Annotated in this window: 18 protein-coding genes; 9 read left to right on the top strand and 9 right to left on the bottom strand. The window is 65.2% G+C overall.

Annotated elements, in window-relative coordinates:
- Nucleotides 1-155: 155 nt before the first annotated feature.
- Nucleotides 156-2021 (top strand): methyl-accepting chemotaxis protein, encoded by a 1866-nt coding sequence (locus CKO27_RS12455; protein ID WP_200375221.1) that lies wholly within the window; start codon nt 156-158, stop codon nt 2019-2021.
- Nucleotides 2022-2029: 8 nt separating this feature from the next.
- On the top strand, nt 2030-3961 hold the full coding sequence (locus CKO27_RS12460) for a GGDEF domain-containing protein (RefSeq protein ID WP_200375222.1): 1932 nt from the start codon (nt 2030-2032) through the stop codon (nt 3959-3961).
- A 129-nt stretch (nt 3962-4090) separates the two neighbouring features.
- On the opposite strand, the gene CKO27_RS12465 is transcribed toward CKO27_RS12460, so the two are convergent.
- Both CKO27_RS12465 and CKO27_RS12470 read right to left on the bottom strand, forming a co-directional pair.
- Complete coding sequence (locus CKO27_RS12465; protein WP_200375223.1) at nt 4091-5014, bottom strand: diguanylate cyclase; 924 nt, start codon at nt 5012-5014, stop codon at nt 4091-4093.
- Nucleotides 4995-8492, bottom strand: coding sequence for a hybrid sensor histidine kinase/response regulator (locus tag CKO27_RS12470; RefSeq protein WP_200375224.1), 3498 nt, complete (start codon nt 8490-8492; stop codon nt 4995-4997). The genes CKO27_RS12465 and CKO27_RS12470 overlap by 20 nt, the downstream gene beginning before the upstream one ends.
- Nucleotides 8493-8743: 251 nt before the next feature.
- On the opposite strand from CKO27_RS12470, the gene CKO27_RS12475 reads away from it, so the two are divergent.
- Entirely contained in the window at nt 8744-12067 is a 3324-nt protein-coding gene (locus CKO27_RS12475) for a sensor domain-containing protein (protein WP_200375225.1), read from the top strand.
- 36 nt (nt 12068-12103) lie between these two features.
- On the opposite strand, the gene CKO27_RS12480 is transcribed toward CKO27_RS12475, so the two are convergent.
- Both CKO27_RS12480 and CKO27_RS12485 read right to left on the bottom strand, forming a co-directional pair.
- Complete coding sequence (locus CKO27_RS12480) at nt 12104-12985, bottom strand: HDOD domain-containing protein (protein WP_200375226.1); 882 nt, start codon at nt 12983-12985, stop codon at nt 12104-12106.
- 89 nt (nt 12986-13074) lie between these two features.
- A complete protein-coding gene (locus CKO27_RS12485) occupies nt 13075-14634 on the bottom strand; it encodes a DUF2235 domain-containing protein (RefSeq protein ID WP_200375227.1) in 1560 nt (519 codons plus the stop codon).
- A gap of 244 nt (nt 14635-14878) precedes the next feature.
- Here CKO27_RS12485 and CKO27_RS12490 point away from each other — a divergent pair, with 244 nt between their 5' ends.
- On the top strand, nt 14879-18226 hold the full coding sequence (locus tag CKO27_RS12490; RefSeq protein ID WP_200375228.1) for a PAS domain S-box protein: 3348 nt from the start codon (nt 14879-14881) through the stop codon (nt 18224-18226).
- A 148-nt stretch (nt 18227-18374) separates the two neighbouring features.
- On the opposite strand, the gene CKO27_RS12495 is transcribed toward CKO27_RS12490, so the two are convergent.
- The 4 genes from CKO27_RS12495 to CKO27_RS12510 all read right to left on the bottom strand — a co-directional run bounded on the left by CKO27_RS12495 (nt 18375) and on the right by CKO27_RS12510 (nt 20781).
- Nucleotides 18375-18710 (bottom strand): type II toxin-antitoxin system VapC family toxin, encoded by a 336-nt coding sequence (locus CKO27_RS12495; RefSeq protein WP_242470885.1) that lies wholly within the window; start codon nt 18708-18710, stop codon nt 18375-18377.
- Nucleotides 18655-18954: an AbrB/MazE/SpoVT family DNA-binding domain-containing protein gene (locus CKO27_RS12500; RefSeq protein WP_242470886.1), complete on the bottom strand. Its 300-nt coding sequence runs from the start codon at nt 18952-18954 to the stop codon at nt 18655-18657. The genes CKO27_RS12495 and CKO27_RS12500 overlap by 56 nt, the downstream gene beginning before the upstream one ends.
- Before the next feature lie 241 nt (nt 18955-19195).
- A complete protein-coding gene (locus tag CKO27_RS12505) occupies nt 19196-20083 on the bottom strand; it encodes a sigma 54-interacting transcriptional regulator (RefSeq protein ID WP_200375229.1) in 888 nt (295 codons plus the stop codon).
- Entirely contained in the window at nt 20080-20781 is a 702-nt protein-coding gene (locus CKO27_RS12510) for a sulfite exporter TauE/SafE family protein (protein WP_200375230.1), read from the bottom strand. Before CKO27_RS12510 ends, CKO27_RS12505 begins: the two co-directional genes overlap by 4 nt.
- Before the next feature lie 42 nt (nt 20782-20823).
- Here CKO27_RS12510 and exbB point away from each other — a divergent pair, with 42 nt between their 5' ends.
- From exbB to CKO27_RS12535, 5 genes are all read left to right on the top strand, one after another.
- The gene (gene exbB / locus CKO27_RS12515) at nt 20824-21249 is read left to right on the top strand and encodes a TonB-system energizer ExbB (protein ID WP_200375231.1); all 426 of its coding nucleotides are present in this window, start codon (nt 20824-20826) and stop codon (nt 21247-21249) included.
- Nucleotides 21246-21620: a biopolymer transporter ExbD gene (locus tag CKO27_RS12520; protein ID WP_200375232.1), complete on the top strand. Its 375-nt coding sequence runs from the start codon at nt 21246-21248 to the stop codon at nt 21618-21620. Before exbB ends, CKO27_RS12520 begins: the two co-directional genes overlap by 4 nt.
- Nucleotides 21617-22549: an energy transducer TonB gene (locus tag CKO27_RS12525; protein ID WP_200375233.1), complete on the top strand. Its 933-nt coding sequence runs from the start codon at nt 21617-21619 to the stop codon at nt 22547-22549. Before CKO27_RS12520 ends, CKO27_RS12525 begins: the two co-directional genes overlap by 4 nt.
- Nucleotides 22550-22646: 97 nt before the next feature.
- Nucleotides 22647-23420 (top strand): DUF3050 domain-containing protein, encoded by a 774-nt coding sequence (locus tag CKO27_RS12530; RefSeq protein WP_200375234.1) that lies wholly within the window; start codon nt 22647-22649, stop codon nt 23418-23420.
- 95 nt (nt 23421-23515) lie between these two features.
- Nucleotides 23516-23818: a TusE/DsrC/DsvC family sulfur relay protein gene (locus tag CKO27_RS12535; protein ID WP_200375235.1), complete on the top strand. Its 303-nt coding sequence runs from the start codon at nt 23516-23518 to the stop codon at nt 23816-23818.
- Between the two features lie 254 nt (nt 23819-24072).
- Here CKO27_RS12535 and CKO27_RS12540 read toward each other — a convergent pair whose 3' ends face one another.
- Nucleotides 24073-25278: an ammonium transporter gene (locus CKO27_RS12540; protein ID WP_200375236.1), complete on the bottom strand. Its 1206-nt coding sequence runs from the start codon at nt 25276-25278 to the stop codon at nt 24073-24075.
- Between the last annotated feature and the right edge of the window lie 704 nt (nt 25279-25982).

The raw sequence follows: 25982 nt of genomic DNA on the forward strand, positions 1-25982 counted from the left end.
AAGCCGCTCCCACGCCACGGGTCCGAGATCGAGACGCCGTTCACAATCCCTTGCCGGTGTCATCATAGTGTCACGGCACTTTGCTCTACTCGGGGCCTTCCGAGCGGCTTCCCTCGCGAACCGTTCGACTCGAATGAAGATCCTGGAGTCGTTTCATGAGCATCCGTCGCAGTGTCACGCTGGCGGCCATCTCGGTTACCCTCATGGTCGCCGCGGTTCTGGTTCTGGTGGCGCAAGTCAGTCAGGCACGTATCGAACAGCGGCTGGCCCTGGAGGTGACCGCCGGCAAAAGCCTGATCTGGAATCAGGTCACCAACCGCATCCTCGAAACCATGGAAAAGGGCATCGCCAGCTTCCAGGACGATTTCTATCTCAAGCAGGCACTCAAGAAGAGCGATCCCGAGGCGCTGGTCAAGGCCGTCGACTCGCTCACCAATCTGATCGCCGAACAGGGCTATTTCGACCGGCTCTATCTGTTCGACGCCGAGCGAGCGCAGGTTTGTTGCGACGCGGGGACGGCGCCCGCCGATGCCGTCTCGCTCATGAGCGCCAGCCGGAGCGACGGGAAACCACGGCGGGGCCTCGGCCTGAACGAGCAGGGCGAGCCGGTGGCCTTCCTGGCGTTCGAACTGACCTCGCGACATGACCCCATTGGCGCCGTCGTCTTCCAGGCGCCGATCACGCCCGCCCTGGCGACGCTCAAGGGGATCGACGGCTCCGACGCCTACCTGCTCGACGTGGATGGCCGGGTTCTGGGCGGGACCGATCCGAGCTTGCTCGAACGCCTGGCCCTGCCGTTACCGGCCCTGGGCGAGAGCCGCCTTCGAACGCTCGTCTCGGGCGACCTGGCCTACGGCGTCGCGGTGCTTCCGATCCGGGGCATCGCGGGAGAACCCATCGCCCATCTGGTCGGCGTCACGGACGACACCTCGGGATACATGGCGCGACAGCGGTTCGAGTGGATCGCCTATTCCAGTGTCGCCCTGATCCTGGCGCTGACCCTGATCGGGCTCTATCTCTACATGCGTCACGCCTTGAGTCCGCTGGACGCGGCGGTTCGGGCCGTCCTGGCGCTCGCCGAGGGCGATCTCAACGTCTCCTTCGCGACCCACCGCCGGGACGAAGTCGGACAACTGATGCGGGCCATGCAATGCATGGTCGAGCGGATCCGCGACATCGTCGGTCACCTTCACGTCGCCAGCGGGGATCTGCACGATTCGGCCGGCGACATGGCGCGCCTGGCCGAGAACAGCAAGATCCGCTTCGATCGGCAGAAGGCCGAGACCGGTCATGTCGATCGCGCCGTCAATCAGTTGGCCATTTCCGCCCAGGAGGTCGCCGCTCACACCAGCCGCGCGGTCGGAACCACCGCCGAGGCGCGCCAACGCATCCACGGCAGCCGCGAGATCCTGACCCGCACCACCGAACTCATCGAACGTCTGGCCGTCGAGATCGACGAGGCGGCGAACGTGGTCCTCGGCCTGGCCGATCGCAGCGACGCGGTCGGCCGGGTGCTCGACGTGATCCGCGCCATCGCGAGCCAGACCAATCTGCTGGCGCTCAATGCCTCGATCGAGGCCGCGCGCGCCGGCGAACAGGGTCGCGGCTTCGCCGTGGTCGCCGACGAGGTGCGCCAACTGGCGATCCGCACCGAACGTTCGATCCAGGAGATCGAGAATCTGATCGGCGCCCTGCGCAGCAGCACCAGGGAGGCCGTGGGGGTGATCCATGCCAACCGCGACCGCGCCCGGCAGAGTGTCGATCACTATGGCCAGACCGTTGATAATCTCGACGCCTTCGCGACCTCGGTCGCCCATCTGACCGACATGAGCCACCAGATCGCCGGCGCCGCCGAGGAACAGAGCCGCATGGCCGACGAGATCGCGCTCAGCGTCAACCAGATTACCCAGTTGGCCCAGGATCACGCCGAGGCGGCGGATTCCGGCTTCGCCCAGAGCGCCCACCTCAACAGCCTCTCATCCGCGCTCAGGGAACGCGTCGCCTACTTCCGACTCCAGTGAGAGCCCTTATGCACGCCGACCCCATCCCGATTAGCGAGATCGCGCGCGCCCGTGATCTCGTCGCGGACACCGCGCCTGGACCAGACCCGGATCCCGCTGGACAGGAGGATTTTCTGATTCAGGCGCGGGCGTCGCTCGCCTACGCCTTGCAGCCCATCGTCAACATCCATACCGGCGGCGTCTTTGGCTACGAGGCGTTGCTACGGGGGGTCGACCAGCTTGGGTTCCAGGATGTCTTCGGCTTCCTGGCGCATGCCTGGGATCGCGGATTCTCCAGTGCCCTCGACAGGCTGCTGCGCGAGCTGGCGATCACCAGTTTCGTGCAACTCCCGAACGCCCGACGTTACCGCCTCTTCTTCAATCTCGATCCGCGACTCATCGAGCAGGAACACCCGGAGAGCACCATCGAGCTGCTCGCGCGACACGGCCTGGGACCGGAATCCATCTGTCTGGAACTGTCCGAGCGCAGCGACCTGACCGCCAATCCGAATGTCGAGCGCGCCATCGCCGCCTATCGCCGGCATGATTTCAGCTTCGCCATCGACGACTTCGGCAGCGGTTACGCGGGCCTGCGCCTGCTCTACGAACATCCGCCGGATCTACTCAAGATCGACCGTTTCTTCATCAGCGGGATCGCCGAGGATCACCGCAAGCGGCTGTTCGTCGCCAGCGCGGTTCAGCTCGCGCATCTGATGGGCATCCAGGTCGTCGCCGAGGGCGTGGAGACGGAGTCGGAGCTGCTGGCCTGCCGCGAAATCGGCTGCGACCTGGTGCAGGGCTATCTGATCGCCCGTCCCCAGCTCGATCTGGGCGCCTTGCGCGCGAGCTACGATCAGGTCGCCGAGATCCACCGCCGCAACCGTCGCGATCGGCCGGGGGATCTGGGATTGATCGAGCCATTCCTGGAGACCATCCCCCCGCTCCACAGCGACGAGGGTATCGGTCGTCTGTTCGACGCCTTTCGGCGCGACAAGAGCCATCATGTCGTCCCGCTGCTCGATGCCGCCGAGCATCCGCTGGGACTGATCCACGAGGCCGACATCAAGGACTTCATCTACTCCAACTATGGACGCGACCTGATCGTCAACCGAGCCTTCGCGCGTCAACTGCGGGATTTCGTTCGACCCTGCCCGATGGTCGACATCCATGACCCCGTCGATCGCCTCCTGGAAGCCTACTCGGCCACGCTCAATCCGGCCGGCGTGATTCTCATCCGGGACGGCCGCTACCATGGCTTCATCTCCGCCACCTCGCTCCTTCAGCTCATCGAGCAGAAGAACCTCGCGGTCGCGCGCGACCAGAACCCGCTCACCAAGCTCCCCGGCAACAACCCGATTCATCAATACGTTTCACAGGCGCTCGGTCCACGCGATGGAACCTGTCATCTCGTCTACCTGGATTTCGATAACTTCAAGGCCTTCAACGATCACTACGGATTCCGCCGGGGCGATCGCGTCATCCAACTGTTCGCCGAGCTGATCCGACAACACCTGAATCCGGGCGGCTGGTTCGTCGGACATGTGGGTGGCGACGATTTCTTCGCCGGCATCAAGGACGCGCCGCTGACGCTGGTGCTCGGTCAACTGCGACAACTGCTGGTGAATTTCCGCTCCGACGTGCGCGGCCTTTACGACCCGGAGGACCGGCTCAGGGGTCACATCCGGGCCAGCGATCGCTTCGGCCAGATCCACGGGATGCCGCTCATGCGATGCAGCGCGGCCCTGCTGGAGATCCGGCCTGGCGACGACTACGGCAGCGGCGATGAACTCGGACGGGCCATCGCGGAGTTGAAGCACCAGGCCAAGCGGAGCCTCTCGGGGCTGGTTCTGCGGCGCGATCCGCTTGGGCCAACGGTGATCATCGCGGATCTGGCGCCACTCAATCGGGAGTCTCCGCCCCTGGATCGGACCCGCCATCCGTGCCCGGCCACCGCCAGCTAGTACCCTGTTCCGGTGGTGCGCCAGACCTGGATAGGCCGCCGAAGAGATTTTTATAATCAATGAATCAAGGGCTTGGCATCCACCCGGGAGCACGACCCGGCCGGCCTTTCGTTTCCTGTTCGCAACCGCTCAGGAGAGTTCGCCCCGGACGATGCGATTACGTCCGGCGGCCTTGGCGGCGTAGAGGGCCTTGTCCGCCGCCGCGACGATCTCGCGGCTGTCGAGCCTGGAGTCTGGATCCAGGGTGACCACGCCCAGGCTCAGGGTCACATGCGTGGCGACGCTGGAGGCGGGATGGGGGATCGCCAGGTCGTCGATCACCTGATTGAGATGCGTGGCGATCGACCAGGCTTGATCCCGGTCGGTATAGGGCAGCAGCACCATGAATTCCTCGCCGCCGTAACGGGCGATGAAGTCGCCCGAGCGGTTGAGCGCCGTCGAGAGCGCCGAGGCCAGGCGACGCAGACAGTCGTCACCCGCGCCATGTCCCATGGCGTCGTTGTACTGCTTGAACTGATCGACATCCATGTAGACGAGCGAGAGCGACCGCCTGGAGCGATGCGCGCGGCTCAGCTCGGCCTCCAGAACCTGGTCGAAGCGCCGGCGGTTGTTGACCTCGGTCAGGGCGTCGATGAAGGCATAGGATTCGAGCAGCTCGTACTTGCTCTTGAGGTCCAGATGCAGCTTGACCCGCGCCTTCACCATGGGCGGGTGGAAGGGCTTGGTGATGTAGTCCACGGCCCCGGCGGCGAAACCTCGGGTTGAATCCATGACCTCGGACACGGCGGTAACGAAGACCACCGGAATCCTTTTGGTGGTTTCGTCCCGCTTGAGCGCGGCGCACAGCTCGTAGCCATCCATCTCGGGCATCAGGATATCCAGCAGGATGATGTCGGGCGGACTCCCGGAGCGCGCCAGCTTGAGCGCGCGTTCGGCATTGGTCGCGGCGGCGACGCGAAACTCGTCGCGGAAGACCTCCATCAAGAGATCGATGTTTTCCCTGGTGTCGTCGACGATGAGAATCTTGGGACGTTCATCCCGCTCGCTGGTCACATTCAAGATCCTCTTGCATCAACTTGATCGTCGCGATGGCGTCATCGATCTCGAAGCCGTCGATTCGGGCCAGCAGCGTCTGGACGCGCTCGGGATCCAGACGCCGCGAGAGCGTGGGAAGCAGCCCATCGAGGCGTGCCTGGGCCTGTCCGAGATCATCGTCGAGCAGACCGATCATGGCGTCGAGCCCCCGGCACAGGGCGCCACTGTCCATCCCCCGGCCCTCTCCGTCCGAACCGGCAACGGCCCCGCCAGGCTCCGGAACGACCGCCAGGCCCTCCGTCACCCGGCTCAGGGCCTCGGCGAAGTCGCGCCAGATCGGATGGTAGGGATCGAACTCACCCTCGGCAATCCAGGTTTCGGCCACCTGCCCCCTCGCGTAAAGATCCTGGGCGCCCAGGTTGCCGGCCACGCCCTTGACCGAATGCACCCGACGACGCCCCTCCTCGCTCCGTCCGGCCGCGAGATCCTCCTCGACGCGCGCCGCCGTGTCTTCCCAGGAAGGCCCGAAACCACGCAGCAGCTTGAGATAGAGGACGGCGTTCCCGTTGGCGCGCGACAGTCCCTCGGCGATATCGATGCCGGGCAGTTTCAGTTCCGCCACCAGCGACCGGGCGGCCGCTTGCGCCGGATCCGAGCCCAGATCGACCAGGGTCACGGACGGCGCCGCCCCCGATCCAGGCGCGATCCAGCGCGCCAGCGCGGCGAACAGACGCTCTGGCTCCACCGGCTTGGCCACATAGTCGTTCATTCCGGCCGCGAGACAGCGCTCCAGGTCGCCCTTGAGCGCGTGGGCGGTCATGGCGATGATGGGCAGCGCGGCCTTGGCGGGGTCGGAGCGAATCCGCCGCGTCGCCTCCAGACCGTCCATCACCGGCATCTGCAGATCCATCAGCACGGCATCATGGCTCGCCGGATCGGCCATCCGGACCGCCTGGACGCCGTTCTCGGCGGTATCGACCTCCAGACCGACCGAGGTCAGCCACTCCAGCGCCACCAGCCGATTCATCTCTATGTCCTCGACCAGCAGCACCCGCCGGCCGCTGAAATCGGGAGGTGCCTCGGCGGATGGCTGGCCGGTCGCGAGCGATCCGCCGGCCAGAACCGCGTCGGTATGACCGAAGAGGGTCATGATGGTGTCGAACAGGAAGGACTGATTGACCGGTTTATTCAGGAAGCCGTCGAGCAGGACGCGCTCCGCGGGCCGCATCAGATCCTCGCGGGCATAGGCGGAGATCATGCAGACGACCGGCGTCTTGTCGAGCCGCAGATCCTGACGGAGACGGCGGGTGGTCTCCAGGCCGTTCATCCCCGGCATCCGCCAATCCATGAGCACCAGATCGAAGGTCGCGGCGGGATCCGCCAGACACTCCAGGGCCTCCTCGCCCGAGGCCGCCGACGCCGGCTCCATCTGGAAGGATTCGAGCTGGCTGATCAGGATCTCGCGCGAGGTCGCGTTGTCGTCCACCACCAGCACCCTGAGTCCGCGCAGATCCAGCGGGGTGCGCGGACGGATTTGCAGGGGCTCCGCTTGAAGCCCGAGCACGACCCGCGCGGAGAAGAGACTGCCCTGACCGACCTGGCTCGCGACCTGGATGTCGCCGCCCATGAGATCGACCAGCTCGCGCGAGATGGCCAGCCCAAGCCCCGTCCCCCCGTGCCGGCGCGTGATGGACCCGTCGGCCTGGGCGAAGGACTGGAAGATGGCGTCCAGCCGGTCCTCCGCGATTCCCGGACCGGTGTCGCGGACACTGAAATTCAACATCACCTCGCCATCGGCCAGCGCGCGCGGCGCCGGGTCGACCAGAGCGACGGTCACCACCACCTCGCCCCGCTCGGTGAACTTGATGGCGTTGCCGGTCAGGTTGATGAGGATCTGACCCAATCGCACCGGATCCCCGATCAGGGCGCGCGGCACCTCGGGCGCGGCCGAGAGGATCAGCTCGATCTCCTTCTCGTGCGCGCGATAGGCGAACATCTCGGCGAGGCTCGCGAGCACCTCGTCGAGCGAGAAGGCGGTGCGCTCCAGGTCCAACCGGCCGGCCTCGATCTTGGAAAAATCCAGGATGTCGTTGATGATGCCCAGCAGCGCCTTGGCCGAGAGCTTGACCTTATCCAGATAATCGCGCTGACGCGCGTTGAGCTCACCGCGCAGGACCAGATCGGTCAGTCCCAGGATGGCGTTCAGCGGGGTGCGGATCTCGTGGCTCATGTGGGCGAGGAAGCCGCTCTTGGCCTCGTTCGCCGCGCGCGCGGCCTCGCGCTCACGCTCGGCGCGTCGCCGCTCGTGGCGCTCGGACAGATCCAGGACCATGCCCTCCAGCAACTGGGTCGAGCCGGCCGGCTCGACCGAGCGCATGCTGATCGCGGCCCAGAAGGTGGAGCCATCGGCGCGGCGCAGTTGGGTCTCGAATTCCTCGACATGGCCGGTTTCGCCAAGCTGGGCGAGCAGGCGACGGCGATCCTCGGGGTTGGCATAGACCGACCGGGCGACATCATCGATCTCGCGCGGCCACTCCTCCCGATCCCCATGACCGAGCATCCGCAAGAGCGCGCGATTGGCGGTGATCACCCGCCCATCCGCCGTGCTCTGGAAGATGCCCTCGGCGGCATTGTCGAAAATGGAGCGATATTTGGCCGCCGCCTCCTCGATCCGGCGTCGCCCCTGCGTCAGCTCTTCCGCCATGTGGTTGAAGGAGCGGGCCAGGGCACCGATCTCGTCGTGCCGATCGAGGCGCAGACGCACCCCGAGGTCGCCCTCGGCGATGCGCCGCGCGCCGGCGTCGAGGATACCGATGGGGCGCGCCATGGCACGCCCCATCCACCAGCCGGCCAGAAGGATCAGAGGCAGGGTGGCGGCGAACACCGTCAGGGCGATCCAGAGCACCCGCCGTTCGTAGGCCAGGACGGTCGTCGCCGAGATGTCCGCGCCCAGCACCCCGTCGCGCTCGCCGGTGCTCGTGACGATGGGGGCATAGGCGGAGAGCCAGGTTCCCCATTGATCGGTGTCGACATCCCGCTCCACCAGCGAAGCCAAGGGGCTGTCGAAGGACTGGAGCAGCAGGTCGGTCGTCTCGGAATAGACGGAGTTCAACGGAGACAGCTCGCCGGGATCCTCCTCGGCGTCGACCACGAAGCGGATGGTCCCATCGGCTGCGCGCCGCATGGTATAGACGAAGTGCAGATCCAGGGCGCTATCGCGAACGCCTTGCAGATAGCGTTTCAGGCTCCGGTAGGACTCCGAATCCATCCCTGTCTCTGGAGTGATGCTCGCATGCCGGTCCGCGTCCAGCCCGGCGGCGGCGATCGCGACGACATCGCCCAGCCGCTGGCGCAGATCCGTGGTGGCCTGCTCGCGCGCGACCTGGTAGAGCACCAGCGAGGTCGCGGCCGACACCAGCAGGGCGACCCCGAGAAACACCAGCGTCAACTTCGACTGAAGACCGCGACCCTGGAAACCTGGAGAGATGGGGGACATCGTGTTGATAAAGGAACCGAAACGTTGACGAGCCTCGCGGATCGCGACTACATCCAATCAGGGACGCGGGGTTTGGGATTGGATTCGCGCCAGCCGCCATGTCGAGCAGGCTCACGCCTGTTCCTTGCGCTTCGAACCCCCGTCTGGCGCCAGACGCATCCTATCGGACCGCCGTCATACCTTGCTGGACTTTACTCGCCACTAACCCGAATACTGAGAGCTGGTTCTCAAACTGAACGGGTATCAGGGATATGAAGCCGCGTGATCGTTTCGAGTCCGCCCTGGAGGCCACGGCGGAATTCGTCTCCGCGCCGAGTCGCCAGGGATTCTTCGCGGAGTTGGTCGAACATGCCGCTCTGAATCTTGGACTCGACTACGTGCATGTCGCCACGCCCCTTGCGGACCAGCCTCGCGTGGAGATCCTAGCCGCCTGGGCGGACGGCGGGCCGGCCCGGACCGGCGCCTACGACCTGGCGGGGACGCCGTGCGAGGATGTCATGTCCAAGGCTCGCCCCTGTTACAGCGCCGGCATACGCAAGCGCTATCCAAGGGACGCCGACCTTCTCCGTCTGAACGCCGAGGGTTATATCGGCGAGCCCATCCTCGACCCGCTCGGCCGGGTGCTGGGACTCATCGTCGGGATCAGCCGGAGCCCGCTGCGCGGGGGCGATCTGATCCAGGCCAATCTGCGCATCCTCGCCGCCCGCGCCGGGGCCGAGCTGGCTCAGCGCGAGGCCATGGCCTCCCTGCGCCAGGAGCGCGACAACATCCGCGAGATCCTGCAAACGGTCGAGGCCATCATCCTGGTCCTCGACGCCGAGGGACGAATCGTCCTGATCAATCGCAAGGGATGCGAATTGCTCGGCTACGGTGAAACGGAACTGATCGGCCAGGACTGGTTCGCGACCTGCCTGCCGCATGGATTGGATATCGAGGCCCTGCGCGCGATCCTCCACAAGATCCTGGCCGGGGATCTGGAGCACTCGGAGTATTACGAGAATCCGGTGCGCACCCGCTCCGGCGCGACCCGGCTGGTCGCCTGGCACAACAGCCTGCTGCGGGGACCGCGCGGCGAATTCATCGGCGTTCTCAGCGCGGGCGAGGACATCACGGAGCGGAGGCTGACGGAGCTTCGGCTGATCGAGAGCGAGCAGCAATACCGCACCCTGGCCGATTCCGGCCAGGCGCTGATCTGGGCCGCCGGCACCGACAAGGGCTGTTTCTATTTCAACCGGGTCTGGCTCGACTTCACCGGCCGGACGCTGGAGCAGGAATCCGGCCATGGCTGGACCCAGGGTGTCCACCCAGAGGACTTCGCGCACTGTCTTGACATCTTCGTGTCCGCCTTCGAGCGGCGCGAGAAATTCAGCATGGAATACCGCCTGCGCAGGCACGATGGCGAATATCGCTGGATCCAGGACGACGGCTGCCCGCGTCATGACAGCTCGGGTGTCTTCATCGGCTACATCGGCTATTGCCTGGATATCGGCGACCGCAAGGCCACCGAGCAGGCGCTGGCCAGGGAACACGGGCGCTTGCAGCTCATCCTGGATCAGGCCCCGATCGGCATCTGGTTGCAGGACACCGGGGGCCGGCTCGAGTTTGTCAACCGAGCCTTCTGTCAGGCCATGGGGATCCCTGAGTCACGCTTCCTGGAAGCTCCCCATTACGCCGAGCTATTTTCCGAGGAGTACCGGGGTCAATGTCTGGAATCGGACGCCCAGGCCATCGCCAATCCCGGCGTGAATATCACCCATCAGCGATTCCCCTTCGCCGATGGCCAGATACATGATCTGAAGGTATTCAAATTCGTCAAGCGCAACGACCGCGACGAACCCGAGGCGCTGGTGGGTCTGAGCCTGGACATCACCGAGGCGTTGCGCGCCGAGTCGGCCCTGCGCGCGAGCGAGGCGCGCGCCAACAGCCTGCTGCGCGCCGCCCCGGTCGGAATCGGCGTGGTGGTCCGGCGGATTATCACCGAGGCCAACGATACCCTGCTGCGCATGACCGGCTACGAGCGCGAGGAACTGATCGGACAATCCTCCCGACTCCTCTATGCCTCCGAGGCCGAATACGAAGCCGTCGGACGCGAGAAATACGCCGACATCCATCGGCATGGCCTCGGGAGCCTGGAGACGCGCTGGCGCCGCAAGGACGGCACCATGATCGATCTCATCCTCTCCTCCTCGCCGATCGACCCCGCCGATCACGATCGGGGCGTGACCTTTACCGCCCAGGACATCAGCGAGCGCAAGGCCGCCGAGGAGCGGATTCGCCAGCTCGCCTATTTCGATCCGCTGACGGGTCTGCCCAATCGTCGCCTGCTGATGGACCGCCTGTCCCAGGCGCTGATCGCCAGCCACCGGAGCGGACGCCATGGCGCCCTTTTGATGCTGGACCTCGACCACTTCAAGGCACTCAACGACACCCAGGGCCACGACGTCGGGGATCGCTTGCTGACCGAGGTCGCCCAACGCATCGAGGCGACCCTGCGGCAAGAGGACACAGTCTCGCGCCTGGGCGGCGACGAGTACCTGATTCTGCTGGAGGAGTTGGGCACGAGCGCCTCGGCGGCGGCCAACGAAGCCGAGACGATCGCCGAGAAGATACGGGCGACGCTCGACGCGCCCTATGAAATCACGGCCGACGAGCCGGGACACTATGGCACGGCCAGCATCGGCGTGACCCTGTTCCAAGGCCAGGAGACCTCGGTCGATGGCTTGATCAAGCAGGCCGACGTGGCCCTCTACCAGGCCAAGGACGCCGGACGCAACGCCGTGCGTTTCTTCAACCCGGAAATGCAGGCCGCCATCGAGGCGCGCATGAGCCTGGAATCCGCCCTGCGTCACGCCCTGGCGAAGGGCGAGTTGCGGCTGCATTATCAGCCCCAGGTCGATCTGGCTGGACGCTGTCTCGGGGTCGAGGCGCTGCTGCGCTGGGATCGGCCGAATCACGGCCTGGTGTCGCCCATGAGCTTCATCCCGCTGGCCGAGGAGACTGGGCTGATCGTGCCGATCGGACTCTGGGTGCTGGAAACCGCCTGCGCCCAACTCAAGTCATGGGAGACGAGCGAGCACACCGAACGCTTGCAGTTGGCGATCAACGTCAGCGCGCGCCAGTTCCATCAGCCCGATTTCGTGACCCAGGTTCGCGATATCCTGAAGGAATCCAAGGCGAATCCCGCGCGACTCAAGCTGGAGTTGACCGAAAGCGCCTTTCTGGAGAACGCCGATCAGGTTGGCGAACGGATGCGTCAACTCAAGACGCTGGGTGTCGGCTTTTCGATCGACGACTTCGGAACCGGCTATTCGTCGCTCTCCCATCTCAAGCGCCTGCCGTTCGATCAGCTCAAGATCGACCAGACCTTCGTCCGCGACATCACCACGGACCCGAACGATGCCGCCATCGTCATGGCCATTCTCGCCATGAGCCAGGCCCTGGGTCTGGCGATCATCGCCGAAGGCGTGGAGACCGAGGCGCAACGGGATTTTCTGCGCCGGAACGGCTGCGATGCCTTCCAGGGATATCTGTTCGGCCGACCCGGTCCGATCGAGGATCTGGATTTTCCGGCCTGACGCGCGCCGGGGTCGCGCGTCGGCCCCATCGGCGTCTCAGGTCATCGGCCGCCAGCCTTCTTCCATGGCCTGGCGACAGAGTTTCGACCAATCCTGCTCGGCCAGGGCCAGTTCCTGGCACGCCGCCTCGCGCGCATCCTGCATCTCCGGCGTGTCCTGGATCCCCTGCCGCATGGCCATCAGATAGCGGGCGAGCCTGGCGACGGCGATCAGGGAGCGGACCTCCTGTTCCTCGTGCCGGCCTGGACCCGGATCGTGATGACGGTAGATCGCCAGGGCGACCGGCTCCGGGAGCCGCCAGGTTCCGGCCAAGAGGAATCCGACCGTCGCGTGATCGGTTCCGAGCGCCTTGCGCTCGTAATCCATCAACGCCTTCGGGTCGGCCGTCGCCTGGATCACCCACTCATTGCCATAGTCGTCCAACAGATCGGCGAAGATGAGGCTGCCGACATCCTGCATCATCCCGAAAAGATAGGCCTCGTCGCGCGTCACCTCCTCGCTGACGGCGGCGATCGCGACCGCGACCCGCGCCTGCTCCATGATGAAATCCCAGACCAGTCGAGCGGCGCCGTCGCGCGCGCCGAGCATCTGGCTGAGCGCCTCGGCGGTGACCAGATTGGTCAGGCGCCGGAGGCCCATCATGGTGACCGCCTGCCTGACGCTGCTGATCTTGGCGCGGCAGGCGAAGAGTGGCGAGTTGATGGTCTTCAGGACCTGGCCGGTCATGACCAGGTCTTGCGCGATGAGATCGGCCGCCCGTGCCAGATCCGGCTCGGGATGAGTCAACTCGCCCCGAAGGGCGAGCACGATATCGGCGATTTGGGGAACCTTGGCGCTTCGCACGGCCCGAAAGGCGGCTTCCAGATGGTCTCGCGGCGGATAGCGGTCGGCTCTGACTGACAGGACTGAATTGGACATTCGATCGATGCGCGACCTCGTTGGCGTGAAAGAGTTCCAGGTGCTAGCTTAACCCGCCAAGCCGGCGCGCGCGACGCGCGACGGACGGATCAAGGCGCGTCCGAGACCCGCTGGAGGCTCAGACCAAGGCTGCCGCGGTTGTTGCCATAGAAATGCCAGGCATCGTTGGCGAAACCATAGAGGTACCCCGAACCCCTCGGCTGATACTCCCACCCGTCCCCGACCAGGGCCGCGTAGTCGAACTCGATCGACTCGTGCTGGGCCGGCGTCCCGTCGGCAAGGGGGTGCTCGCCATTGGCGATGCGGGCGATCAGCGCGAACCAGGGGGCTCCCTCGACACGCCGGCTGCCATAGAAGTCCGCTTGCTCATTGTGGGTGATCCGGGCAAACAGCCCCTCGAAAGAACCCATCATGCTGCCCGCGAGATGGGCCAGCCTGCCGATCTGGAACGGCCCCTCAAGCACCCCCGCCGGACCGCACTTGAGGCGGCTATCGAGCCACTCCCCTTGCGCGCGGAAGCGGTATCTGACCCCCTGCTCCAGATAGAGGCCCGTGTGGTTCCAGTGCTGGGCGGCGTAGATCCGGCACTCGGCCAGCTCGCCGGGGGCCAGCAGGCGCGTCGGCCGATAGGGGGCCTGCGCGATGGGTGGATGCGTCTGGCGTTCCAGGACCGAGGCATGCACCAGCGTCCCGACATTCATCGGCACCAGGGCCGGGCAGGCGCGCGGCTCATGACGCAGCCGCGACCAGACGCCTTGCAGTGAGTTGTGCAGCACGTCGCGTGGGTTCGGAGTGATCTGAGCCGCCATGAGCGGCTCGAAGGCCAGCCCTTGATCCTGGGCCTCGTCCATCATCCACTTCAGCGCGCCGTCCGAGAGTCCGGTTTCGGGATGACCGCCGCCGACATCGCCATGATTGCCGGGAAACCAGAGCTGTTTCACATGCGGGCGGTCCGAGATGTCGCTCCAGAGGGTCGGCGCGAAACTCGCCCGATTCTCATCCAGGGCCACCGCGTGACGGGCATTGAGGATCTTGCGGTTGAGCTTGGTATCGTGGAAGGTGTACTTGGAGCTATCGTCCAGCAGGTTGAAGAACTCAAGGTAATCAGGCACGCCAAGCGCCCCGACCGTATCCCAGACACCGAGGAAATGCACATCCGGCGGCTCGCCATGGGCATCCGAATGGAACGCCATCCCCTGATCCCATCGGGAAATCGGCTCGCGATGGCGATAGCCGCGATCGTAGATCCGCTCCACCTGCTCCCAGGCCGCTGGCTCCGCGAGATCGCGGGTTTTCAACAAACCACAGAGAGCCACCATCCCGGCCAGACTTCGAACCGTGTAGGCGCCCCGACTGAAACCGAAGAGAAAGACGCGATCGCCCGGCTGGTACTGGTCGGCGAGCCAGCGGTAAGCGCTCATGATGTTCTTGCCGAGACCGACGCCCAGTGTTCCACCCAGGAACCGACCGAGCCGGGAACCATCGGAGCCGATCCCCGGATGGTAATAGCCCAGTTGCGCGGAACCATCCACGGATTGCGAGGCCAGCGCATTGAACAGACGAACGACATTGGTGGGGGTTGGCACCCCTTCCGTCTCCTGCTCCGGGGTGTTCCAGGTTCCATCGGCGCACACGACAAGATGACGCATCGCGAATACCTCCTAGGATGACTCCGACACTTCCACTAGGATAGCAGCCCCGAATCGGCGTGCCGGATTCACTATCGATCGAGGGGGCTACTTATTCCTTTACCGTCAATCCGGCCGATCGGTCGAGCGAGCGAGGCTGATGTCTGTACGCACCGAGGCTCAGGATACAAAATCCCGTCCATCCGAAAGCGCGAACCTCGCCCTCGGAGCGGGACCCGAGCCAACAGCCTGGACGATCACCGCCATGCCTTCCGACCGGCCGCCCGACGCCTTCCGAACCCCGGCCGCCCCATGGTCGTCCAGGCGCGTCCAGGCCCTCGTCGTCCTCTATGCCGTCCTCGCCGCGCTTTGGGTCTCGCGCTCGGATCAGGCGCTGGCGTGGCTGATCCAGGATCCGGATCGGCTCGCGCTGGCCGACGCCATCAAGGACTGGGTCTTCGTCGCCCTCACCTCGCTGGGGTTCTACCTCCTGGCCCGGCGTCGGGAGGACGCGGTTCCTGGGATCGCCCCGTCGGTCAGACCGACCAATGGCTCAAGGAGCGCCCGCCGGGATCCGACCTGGTGGCTGTTTGGGCTGCTGGCTCTGATGCTTCTGGGCCTCACGGCCGCGGCCATCCTCAACACACTCGATCAGACACGCGCGACGGCGTTGGCGCGGCTACAGACGATCGCGGACTTCAAGGCGCGCCAGCTCAACGATTGGCTGAATGAGCGCCTGGTCGACGCGGCCTTCATCCAGTCGAGCACCTATTACGCCGAGCAGTACAGCGCCTGGCAGGCCAACGGCGATCCGGCGGCCGGAGCGCCGTTACAGTCTCGCCTACAGCGTTTCATTCGGGCCCAGGACTTCTCGGCGGTCACCCTGCTCAACCCCGAGGGTCGATCACTCTGGCGCACACCCAAGGCACCGCCGGCACTCACCCCGGAGGTGCTGGCCGGCGCGGCGAAGGCGACGCGCTCGCGCGCGATCCAACACGTCGGCCCCTACCTGGGGCTTCGAGGCACGGTGCGTCTGGATTTCATCGTCCCGGTCACCGCCGTCCAGCCAGCCCCGATCGTCATCCTTCATGCCGATCTCGCCGGCTGGCTCGGCCAATGGCTGGAGGCTTGGCCGGTCCCCAGCCTCAGCGGCGAGACCATCCTGTTCCGACGCGACGGGGATCGGATCCTCTTTCTCAGCGACCTCCACGAGCGCGCGGGCACGACACCGCCCCACTATTCGCCAGTGACGGACCCAACGGGGCTGGCCGCTCGGATCCTGCGCGGCGAGGTGTCCTCCGGCGAGCCGGTGATCGGAAGGGACGATCGCGACGTGCCGACCCTGGGCGTGGCCGAGACGATCGACGGCACGGACTGGTTCCTGCTCACCAAACAGGATCGCGCCGAGATCGACGCCCCGGCCATTCGGCAAAGCATCTGGATCGGTCTCGCCGGTCTGCTGACCTTCATTCTGTCGACGCTCGTTCTGCTGCCGATACGCCAGCGGCTGCGACTCGCCGCCGGCCTGGTCATCGACATAACCGAACTCAAGGCGACCGAGGCGGCGCTGCGCGAGAGCGAGCGGCGGTTCCGGGCACTGGCGGAAAACCTGCGCGATGTCGTCTGGCTGAGCGATCCGGACATCACCGAGATCCGCTACATCAACGCCGCCTACGAGCGCATCTGGGGCCGTTCCAGGGAGAGCCTCCAGGCCAATCCCAAATCCTTCCTCGACGCCCTGCATCCGGATGACCGCGAGCGCGTCAGGGGCGAACTGGAGCGACATGCACGGGGCGAATGGGATCTGGAGTACCGCATCCTGCGCCCGGACGGCGAGGTGCGCTGGATCGCGGACAAGGGTTCGCCGATCCACGATGAGCAGGGTCGGCTCCAGCAGATGGCGGGGCTGGCGACCGACATCACGGAACGCAAAGGGTCGGAGTTGGCGATCCGTCGACTCAACGAGGAACTGGAACAGCGCGTGCGCGAGCGTACCGCCGAGCTGCGCGCGAGCGAAGCCAAGCATCGGCGTCTGTTCGAGGGCTCCCGCGACGCCCTCTTCATCCTGGCGCCACCGGCCTGGACCTTCGTCGGCGCGAACCAGGCCACGCTGGATCTGTTCGGGGTGGCGAGCCTGGAGGAACTTACCCGCCGCGGCCCCGTCGACCTTTCGCCGGAACGTCAGCCCGACGGTCGACCGAGCGCGGAGAAGGCCCAGGCCATGATCGGGGCGGCCTTACGCTCGGAATCACACCTCTTCGACTGGCGGCACCAACGCCTCGACGGCACCCTGTTCGACGCCGACGTGCTCCTCACGCCCATCGAATGGGATGGCCAAACCGCGCTCCTGGCCACGATCCGCGACGTCACCGAGAAGAAGCGTCTGGCCGCGGAACTGGAACGCTACCGCGGCGACCTCGAAACCCTGGTGGCCGAACGCACGGCGGAACTCACCGAGGCGCGCGACCAGGCCGAGGCGGCCAACCGCGCCAAGAGCGCCTTCCTGGCGAACATGAGCCACGAGATCCGCACCCCCATGAACGCGATTCTCGGCTTCACGCATGTGCTGCGACGCTCGGGCCTCACCCCGCTCCAGACCGAGCGCCTGGCCAAGATCGACACCGCCGCCCGCCATCTGCTCTCGATCCTCAACGACATCCTGGATATCGCCAAGATCGAGGCCGGCAGCCTGCGGTTGCGGACGGACCTGTTCGACGGCACGGCGCTGCTTGAACAGGTGCGTCTCTTGATTCTGGATGCCGCCCAGGCCAAGGGGCTCGGCGTCGGTGTCGAGCAGGACGATCTGCCCGGCGGATTGCGCGGCGACGTCACGCGCCTGCGCCAGGCGCTGCTCAATTACGCCAGCAACGCGGTCAAATTCACCGAGCAGGGCACCATCGTCCTGCGTATCCGGCGTCTGGCCGATGAGGTCGATGGCCTCAAGATCCGCTTCGAGGTCCAGGATAGCGGTATCGGAATCCCCGCCGAGACGCTGGCGAATCTGTTCCGTCCCTTCGAGCAGGCCGACAATTCCATGACCCGCCGTTATGGCGGCACGGGTCTGGGACTGGTCATCACCCGGGAGTTGGCGCGGCTGATGGGTGGCGAGGTAGGCGTGGAGAGCGTCCCCGGCCAGGGCAGTACCTTCTGGTTCACGGCCCGGCTGAGCCGCGGCGATCTGGCCGGACCCAGCGAGCCGCTCGCCATCCAATCCGCCGAGACCGCTCTGCGCGAACGCCATGCCGGCGCCCGCCTGCTGCTGGTCGAGGACGAGCCGATCAATCGCGAGGTCGCCGCGCATCTGCTGGAGACCGCCGGGCTCAGGGTGGAAACGGCCGAGGACGGGCGCGCGGGGCTTGAGAAGGCAGGCGCGAACCAGTATGCCCTGATCCTGATGGACGTGCAGATGCCCATCATGGACGGCCTGGCGGCCACCCGAGCCATCCGCGCCCTGCCGGGCGGGGACGAGACCCCCATCCTGGCGGTCACGGCCAATGCCTTCGAGTCGGATCGCCGCGCCTGTCTGGAGGCCGGCATGAACGCCGTCATACCCAAGCCGGTCGAACCCGAGGAACTGTTCGCCGCCCTGCTCCAGTGGCTACCCAAGACCTAAAGGCAACGAGCGGCGCCAGATCTTTCTCGACAGCCTGACGGACCCGCGAGCACTCAGACCGCCACGATCCTCTTCGCTTGAAGTCTCCGCGCGAACTTGACCAGCTTCTCATCAAAGGTCGCAAACCCGACGGCCTTTGCACTGCTGGCTAGATGTAACGCATCGGCGAAGTCCATGCCCTGCTCATACCAGTCGAGCGCCATGACGACAACCCGATAGTCTCGATTTCGACCTGTTGAAGGCCGATCACTTTTCGCAAGGCACGGACGATCGCCTCGCGGGAGAGTTGGTAGGAAAACCTGAGCACCCATTCCGTTTCCAGCAGCACCGTCTTGGTGAGGAAAATGCGCTCTCGCTCGAATAGCGCGATCGCTCTTGGACTCTGCTCGGGATCGTCATTGGTGACAATTCGCACGATGATGTTCGTATCAACCGCGAGCATGGCTTTCGCGCGCTCCCCGGACGATGGCTTCTTCCATTTCATCCAGGGATTGCGTCGGACCCCGGTAGCCCGCGCAGCCCACCACGTCGCTGAGCAGGGTTGTCGGGACCGGCTTCCTCGGCCGCAGGACAATGCCGTCCGGGCGTTCTTCGATCTCGAACTCAGTGCCCGCGGACCAATGATAATTTTCCCGTATCGCCTTTGGCAGGATGACCTGCCCCTTGCTGGAAAGACGTGTTGTTTCCATGATGTTGTTGATGATCGCTGACCGAAAAGCGTAAGACATGATCTTACTAGAGGAGACCGGGGGCAAGAGGAGACGGTGAACGCCGGGGTCAAGTCTCGGTGTCGCTGGGGGTGCGACCATAACTGATGCCTGGCGCAGGCTGAGTGAGCGGGACCGAACCCCAACCTTGTATCTCGGGCCTCGGAGCGTACAGGATGGGCATCGCTCTCGCTCTGCCCATCCTACGGGTGATGGCCGGTACGCTTCATTTTTGGTCGCACCCCGGACCGGCCACCGCGTCTCACCCCGGAATCAGGTGCTTGCGCAGCCGGTACAGCAGGGTGTCCCTGGACAGACCGAGCAGACGCGCGGCGCGGCTCTTGTTCCCGCCGGCCAGGGCGAGGGCCTGGCGGATCAGCTCGGCCTCCAGGCTGTTGAGATCCAGGCCATGGGGCGGTAGGTCGAACCCCGAGGGCGCCTCGCCGGCCGGCTGGCCATGGAGGATCTCGCGCGGCAGATTTTCCGGACCGACCGAGGCGCCTGGCAAGAGGATCACCAGCCGTTCGCAGAGATTGGCGAGTTCGCGCAGATTGCCTGGCCAATGGTAGCGACGCAGCAGGCGCTCGGCACCGGCCGTGAGACGAGGCGGATCGCGCTGAAGACGCGCGGCGGCCTGGAGAATGAAATGCTCGGTCAGGAGCGGGATGTCGAGCACCCGCTCGCGCAGCGGCGGAACCTCCAGCGGCACGACGCAGAGACGCTGATAGAGATCGCGCCGGAAGCGGCCCTGGCGGATCGCGGCCTCCAGATCCTGCGCCGAGGCCGCGATGAGACGGTGCGGCGCCGACCGGGCGCCTTGATCGCGCTGGACCAGCAGATGCAGCAGGCGCGCCTGATCATCCGCGTTCAGCTCGGCCACTTCGCTCAGATAGAGCCTGGACTGGCGCGAGGCGCTTTCATCGAGAAAGCTCGCGAATCCACCCGGCGGCGCGCCGCTACAGGCGAAGGTCAGAAAGGGATCCGCGCGGCCGGGGCTGGCGGCATGGATTTCACGCGCCAGAGTCGCCTTGCCGCTCCCAGACTCGCCGAGCAGGAGCAGACTGGCATCGGTCGCGGCCACCATCCGCGCCGCGTTCAGCAGGCGCGCAAACGCCGGTGAGTTTCCAATCATCTCGATCTTCAGGTTCATGACGGCACCATGGAAGCGCCATTGTAGGCTTGGTAATGGATGGCCAACAGCGCCAGTGCGATCAGGGTCGCGCCGGCGATCGATTGGAAACGCCGGTCGCGACCCCAAGCATGAAGCCGTCCCGCGAGGAACCCCGTCGCCAGGAGCACCGGCAGGGTTCCCAGGCCGAAGAGCGCCATGTAGAGCGCCCCGGAGGCGGCGCCGGCCTGAAGCGGCGCGCTGATCAGCAGGCTGTAAACCAGACCGCAGGGCAGCCAGCCCCAGACGGCGCCGAACAGGAGCGCGCCGAGCGGACCGCGCACCGGCAGCAGACGCCGCGTCAGCGGATCGAGCCGGCGCCAGAGCGGGACGCCCAGCCGCTCGATCAGGGCGAAGCGCGGGAACCAGCCGCCGATATGCAGACCGATCCCGATCAGGACGGTCGCGGTCGCCAGTCGCGTGAGGTCGTCGAGCCAGCCCAGCGGACCGGCCCGCGTCAGCGCCGCTCCCAGCCAACCGAACAGGGCACCCGCCAGGGCGTAGCTCGCGATGCGTCCGAGGTTGAAGGCCAGTTGGTGAACGAGGTAGCGCGCGGGATTGACGCGGATCTCGCGGGGCAGCGAGAAACTCAAGGCGCCGACGATCGAGCCGCACATCCCGATACAATGCAGGGCGCTGAGAAGCCCGACCAGGAACGCCAGCGGATAGGCCGCGTTCATGGGCACGGGGATCGGCGGACAACCTTTGGAGGACAGACATCGGTGGAGTTTCTGAAGACCAATCTGGATTGGGGGGTCATGGGTCTGCTTGGGGTCATGAGTTTTCTCATGATGGCCTTCGTGATCGAGCGCTATGTCTATTATGCCCGCGTCGATCCCGGAACCTTCGAGGACATCGAGGATCTGGATCTGGCCCTGACCCGGCATCTGACGACGATCGCCACCATCGGCGCCAACGCGCCCTACATCGGATTGCTGGGAACCGTGCTCGGGATCCTGATCGCCTTCCACGACATGGGTCGTGGCGGCGCGATCGAGACCGCGACCATGATGGTCGGTCTGGCCCTGGCGCTCAAGGCGACCGCCCTGGGGCTGGTGGTGGCCATTCCCTCGCTGGTCTTCTACAACGCCCTGCTGCGACGCACCGACCAGATCAAGGCCCGCTGGCGCCGGGAGCGGCGTCGATGAAGCGCATGGACCAGATCAATGTCATCCCTTTCATCGACATCATGCTGGTGTTGCTCGCGATCGTGCTGACGACCGCCACCTTCATCAGCGAGGGACGCCTGGAGATCCGCCTGCCCGAGGCCGCGAGCGAGAGCCAGCCCAACACGCCGCCGAAGGTCGAGATCGCCATCGACGCGGACGGCGCGCTCTATCTGGACGCCGTGCCGCTATCGCTGGGTGAATTGGGGCTGCGGCTGGACAGCCTGCCCAGGGAGAGTCCCATCACCCTTCGCGTGGACGCCGCGACCCGTTTCGACCGCTTCATCGCGGTCGTCGATCAGCTCAAGGCGCGCCAGCTCGAACGCCTGACCATCCTGACTCGCCAGTCATGAGCCGCGCGCCACTTCGCGGCGGCGGTCTCTGGCTCGGCCTGCTGCTCTCGGCGGTTCTGCACACGGCCATCGCCGCCGCGCTGCTGTGGGACGGGACGCCGGTGACGCCGGAGCCCAGGGAGCGGGTCGTCCCGCTCGATCTCGCCATGTTCGGGGATGGCGTCGCGGGCGGTTCCGATGCGCGGCCGGACGAGGCACCAACGCCAGCGCCACCGGCCAGCGCTCCGCCCGCCGACACCGAAGCCAAGCCCGAAGTCGTCTCCATGGCCGATCCCGCGCCACTCCCGATCGCGGAGACGTCACCGGCCTTGCCCATTCCACCCGCGCCAGCCGTCAAGCCAGTCGCCGACACTCCAAAACCCGCGCCAGCCCGCGCCAAAGCGGCGCCCGCCAGGAAGCCCGCGCCACCGCGAACAGCCGCCACGAAGCCGGAGGCCAAGCCCAAGGCTCGATCCACCGCCAAGCCGACGCCCGCCAAGCCGTCCAAACCGGCGCGAACGGCGAGCCAGAAGCCGTCCAGCGCGCCGTCCAGCAAGCCGGCACCGTCCCATGCGGTCGCGAGCCGGTCGGGCCAGGGTCCGGGCGCGAGTCCGCGACAGGGTTCGTCTGGCCAGTCCGCTTCGACGGCGACCAAGGCCGCGTCCGAGCGTGACTATCTGAACGCCCTGCAAGGCGCCATCGCCAGACATCAGCAGTACCCGATGAACGCCAGGCGCCAGCAGCAGAGCGGGGTCGCGACCCTGGCCTTCGTCATCCGGGCCGACGGCGGCATCGGCCAGATCCGAGTCGCGAAGAGTTCGGGTCATTCGGCCCTGGATCAGGCGGCGCTCCAGGCCATGTATCGACTGGGACGTTTCAAGCCGATTCCCAAGTCGTTCGGGCGACAATCCTGGCCGCTGCGGGTGCCCATCCGCTTCGATCTCAAGTAAGCCGAGGCCCGGGGCCTGAAAAGAACCCCGACGCCTTGGACCTTGGGTATGATTCGGTTCAGCATCGACTGAAATACTCACGAAGAGGATCTAACCCATGGCATCGCTCAACCTGGAGCATCTCCGCCCACTGCGCGAGCAGCTCAACGGACACGCCATCTACGGCGCCATCCAAGGGATCGAGGATCTGCGGATCTTCATGCATCACCATGTCTACTCGGTCTGGGACTTCATGTCGTTGATCAAGTATCTGCAACGGGAGATCGCGCCGGTTCAGGTTCCCTGGATGCCCCGGACGGATCCCAGCCTGCGTTATTTCATCAATCAACTGGTGCTGGAGGAGGAGTCCGACGCCATCCCGCTCGGCCAGGGCGAGGTCGTCCATGCCAGTCACTTCGAGTTCTACTGCCGCGCCATGAACGAGGTCGGCGCGGATGGCGAGAGACCCAGGCGCTTCCTCGAACTGGTCGCCGAACAGGGCGTGGACAAGGCGCTCTACGATCCGATGGTTCCGCTTCCCGCGCGCTATTTCACCGAGACCACCTTCTGCTTCATCCGCGAGGACAAGCCCCATCTGGTCGCGGCCGCGCTCGCCCTCGGTCGGGAGGGTCTCATTCCTGGCATGTTCCGTCAGTTTCTCGGACAGATGCGGATCACGCCCGAACAGGCGCCCACCTTCCATGCCTACCTGGATCGCCACATCCATCTGGACGAGGACTTCCACGGGCCGATGTCGATGAAGCTCCTGGAAACCCTGTGCGGCGACGATCCGGAGCGGATCGAGGAGGCGGAAACGGCGGCCGAGGAGGCGATCTGCGCGCGCATCCGCTTTTGGGATGGTGTGCTGGAGGCGATCGAGTCCTCGCGCTAGAGGAATTCCCCATCCGCTTGATAAGTTATTCGGCGCCTCCACGTTTGGAGACGGATTCGAATTTCGACAGATGATAATTCTTGGAGGTACCAACGATGACCGCAGCCGTCACCGTCCCGCTGGACAATGAAGGATTCCTGCTCGACCGCGACGACTGGAGCGAGGAGATCGCCATCGAGCTGGCCCGCTCCGACGAATTCGAGATGACCGAACAGGTCATGCACTTCATCCGCGAGGCGCGCTCCATGTACGAGGAGGACGGCGTGGTGCCGCCCATCCGCATCTTCGCGAAGAAGCAGAAGGTCTCCACCAAGGATCTTTACGACATCTTCAAGAAGGGACCGATGAAACTCATCTGCAAATGGGGCGGCCTGCCGAAACCCACCGGCTGCGTTTGAGACGCCGCCCGTCTCGCTGAAAGCGATTGTGAAAAACCCTCGTAGGATGGGTAGAACGGCCACGCTATGAAGCGGAAGTTCGGCACGGACGCCGACTCGCCGTGAAACCCATCGACCACCGCTCCAAGGCTTGACGATAACGCCCCGTGCAACCGGGGCGTTTTGCGTGGCGCGGTTCCGAGACGTCGGCGCGGGGTTCGATGGGTTTCGCTACACTCTACCCATCCTACCGGTCTCGATCAAAGCTCTTCGAATCAGACCTCGCCGCGATTGTAGTCGGGCTGCGCGGTGATCCTGTGGATACTGAGATCCGCGCCCAGGTACTCATCCTCCTGGGTCAGACGGAGCCCGATCAAGACCTTGATCAGACCATAGATCGCGAAACCGCCGACGAGGGCCATGAGCACGCCAGCCAGGCTGCCGGCCAGTTGCGCCATGAAGGTAACCCCTCCCAATCCGCCCAGGCTCTGAAGTCCAAAGAGGCCGGCGGCGATTCCACCCCAGAGTCCGCACAGACCGTGCAGCGGCCAGACGCCGAGCACATCGTCGATCTTCCATTTGTTCTGGGTCAGGGTGAAGGCGTAGACAAAGAGCGCGCCCGCGATACCGCCCGTGATGAGCGCGCCAAGCGGGTGCATGATGTCGGAGCCCGCGCAGACCGCGACCAGACCGGCGAGCGGACCGTTGTGCAGAAAGCCGGGGTCGTTCTTGCCCGCGACCAGCGCCGCCAGAATGCCGCCCACCATCGCCATCAGTGAGTTGACCGCGACCAGCCCGCTCACCGCCTCGACCGTCTGCGCGGACATGACATTGAAGCCGAACCAGCCGACCGTGAGCGTCCAGGCGCCCAGGGACAGAAAGGGGATCGAGGACGGCGGATGCGCCGCCATGGTGCCGTCCTTGCGATAACGGCCCTGACGCGATCCCAGGAGCAGCACGGCGGCGAGCGCGATCCAGCCGCCCATGGCGTGCACCACGATGGATCCCGCGAAGTCATGGAACTTGGCGCCAAACAGCCGCTCGATCAAATCCTGCATGCCCAGGTTACCGTTCCAGGCCATGCCCTCGAACAGCGGATAGAGCAGGCCGACGATGACGAACGAGGCCAGCAGTTGCGGATAGAAACGCGCCCGCTCGGCGATACCGCCCGAGATGATGGCCGGGATCGCCGCCGCGAAGGTCAGCAGAAAGAAGAACTTGACCAGCCCATAGCCGTTCTTGTCCGCCAGCGCCTCGGCGCCCGAGAAGAAATCGACCCCGTAGGCCAGGCTATAGCCGATGAAGAAATAAGCGATGGTCGAGATCGCGAAGTCGCTCATGATCTTCGCCAGCGCGTTGACCTGATTCTTGGCGCGGACGGTGCCGACCTCGAGGAAGGCGAAGCCTGCGTGCATCGCCAGCACCATGACGGCGCCGATCAGGATGAAAAGGACGTCGGTACCTGCCTGCAATGATTCCATACTCGAAACTCGCTTGATCAGTTTTGGTGCGAGCCTTAAGCATGGATCGGGCCATGATGGACAAGGCGCGATCCGCCCAGATCCTCATCGTCTCCGTCACCGCCCGCGCCATCCCTGATTTCCCCGCGCCCTCGGGACAGGACCGAGGCGGCGGGATCGGGGCAAGCCGGATCTCTTCCGAGCCGTCGGAATGCATCCCGCCGATCTCGAACGGGATCCAACTCCGGGTTTACGCACCGAATCGGCGCGCATCCAACGATGGCGCACCAAGATACAGCGCCATGATCGAGAACCCTCGCGCTCCTCGCTCCCTTGTAGTTCACGGGCCTTACCCGAAAATCATACCTGTCGGCTCGGTCACGGATTTCGACCCAACAGGCTGCGGTTTCGACGCTTGCCAACGATAATCATCAATCTCGCGGACACTCGGCCTCCGACGTTCGGCCGTCCGGCGGGCTGACTCGAACGCAACCTGAATACAGAGACGAGGACATCAGTGAAGACGATCGGATTTTGGGTAGTGCTTCAGACATGGATTTTCGTTAAAATCTATAAATCCATAATTTTTCTGCTCAGTACAGTGCATTTCACATTAAGATATTGATTATAATGACATCGCCATGAGATTCTGCCCCCAATGTCCTGATGTCTGAAATCCGTACCGTCAAACGGCTCCGAACCCTGCTCGCCACTCACCTGGACTG

It is taken from the genome of Thiocystis violacea (assembly GCF_016583575.1).
GTDB lineage: Bacteria > Pseudomonadota > Gammaproteobacteria > Chromatiales > Chromatiaceae > Thiocystis > Thiocystis violacea.

Coding starts and splice junctions, on each gene's coding strand:
- CKO27_RS12455 (WP_200375221.1), top strand. CDS start 156: ATGAGCATCCGTCGCAGTGTCACGCTGGCGGCCATCTCGGTTACCCTC.
- CKO27_RS12460 (WP_200375222.1), top strand. CDS start 2,030: ATGCACGCCGACCCCATCCCGATTAGCGAGATCGCGCGCGCCCGTGAT.
- CKO27_RS12470 (WP_200375224.1), bottom strand. CDS start 8,492: ATGTCCCCCATCTCTCCAGGTTTCCAGGGTCGCGGTCTTCAGTCGAAG.
- CKO27_RS12475 (WP_200375225.1), top strand. CDS start 8,744: ATGAAGCCGCGTGATCGTTTCGAGTCCGCCCTGGAGGCCACGGCGGAA.
- CKO27_RS12480 (WP_200375226.1), bottom strand. CDS start 12,985: ATGTCCAATTCAGTCCTGTCAGTCAGAGCCGACCGCTATCCGCCGCGA.
- CKO27_RS12485 (WP_200375227.1), bottom strand. CDS start 14,634: ATGCGTCATCTTGTCGTGTGCGCCGATGGAACCTGGAACACCCCGGAG.
- CKO27_RS12490 (WP_200375228.1), top strand. CDS start 14,879: ATGCCTTCCGACCGGCCGCCCGACGCCTTCCGAACCCCGGCCGCCCCA.
- CKO27_RS12495 (WP_242470885.1), bottom strand. CDS start 18,710: ATGAAATGGAAGAAGCCATCGTCCGGGGAGCGCGCGAAAGCCATGCTC.
- CKO27_RS12500 (WP_242470886.1), bottom strand. CDS start 18,954: ATGTCTTACGCTTTTCGGTCAGCGATCATCAACAACATCATGGAAACA.
- CKO27_RS12505 (WP_200375229.1), bottom strand. CDS start 20,083: ATGAACCTGAAGATCGAGATGATTGGAAACTCACCGGCGTTTGCGCGC.
- CKO27_RS12510 (WP_200375230.1), bottom strand. CDS start 20,781: ATGAACGCGGCCTATCCGCTGGCGTTCCTGGTCGGGCTTCTCAGCGCC.
- CKO27_RS12520 (WP_200375232.1), top strand. CDS start 21,246: ATGAAGCGCATGGACCAGATCAATGTCATCCCTTTCATCGACATCATG.
- CKO27_RS12525 (WP_200375233.1), top strand. CDS start 21,617: ATGAGCCGCGCGCCACTTCGCGGCGGCGGTCTCTGGCTCGGCCTGCTG.
- CKO27_RS12530 (WP_200375234.1), top strand. CDS start 22,647: ATGGCATCGCTCAACCTGGAGCATCTCCGCCCACTGCGCGAGCAGCTC.
- CKO27_RS12535 (WP_200375235.1), top strand. CDS start 23,516: ATGACCGCAGCCGTCACCGTCCCGCTGGACAATGAAGGATTCCTGCTC.
- CKO27_RS12540 (WP_200375236.1), bottom strand. CDS start 25,278: ATGGAATCATTGCAGGCAGGTACCGACGTCCTTTTCATCCTGATCGGC.